The sequence below is a fragment of the Streptomyces lancefieldiae genome (assembly GCF_031845825.1).
GTDB classification, from domain to species: Bacteria; Actinomycetota; Actinomycetes; order Streptomycetales; family Streptomycetaceae; genus Streptomyces; species Streptomyces lancefieldiae.
Genome location: NZ_JAVRFH010000334.1, coordinates 1 through 442 on the forward strand (window position 1 = coordinate 1; position 442 = coordinate 442).

The following is a 442-nucleotide window of genomic DNA, read 5'->3' on the forward strand; positions in this document are numbered from 1 at the left end:
GTAGATCTCCAGGTCATCGGGCAACGTCACGTAAAGCTGGCGCTGAACCTTCGCGGCGATGCCGTTGTGGTGCGCGTGCGGCGGTGGTACCAAGACGATCTGCCCCTCGTCGATCTCTGCGCGCCACCCCTCGGGCACGTCCAGTTCTCGCCATGTCTGGAGCAGGTAGTCCCACGCGCGCGCACCCGGTGCGTGACTGTTCTCGACGAACGCTGCGGTCATCGCGTGTCCCTTCTTCAGTGGCCTTGGCGAGAAGCTAGATCGGAGGTCTCGCGACCGTACGCCGCTTTCTCCCAGCGTCCCACGAACGGGTGGCCGGGCACAGGAGAGCACGCCCACCCGTGATCCCTCCCACGGCATGAATTCCGGCCCGCCGGTCATACTGGCCGAGGACGGAGACGAGACGGCACCGGAGGGCGGGGACACATGGTCGACGACACAT

The 442-nt window shown here is 65.8% G+C and carries 1 pseudogene; it reads right to left on the reverse strand.

Features of this window, described 5'->3' with window-relative positions:
• A pseudogene (locus RM812_RS42395) lies at window positions 1-222 on the reverse strand (Uma2 family endonuclease); the annotation flags it as partial.
• Window positions 223-442: the final 220 nt, after the last annotated feature.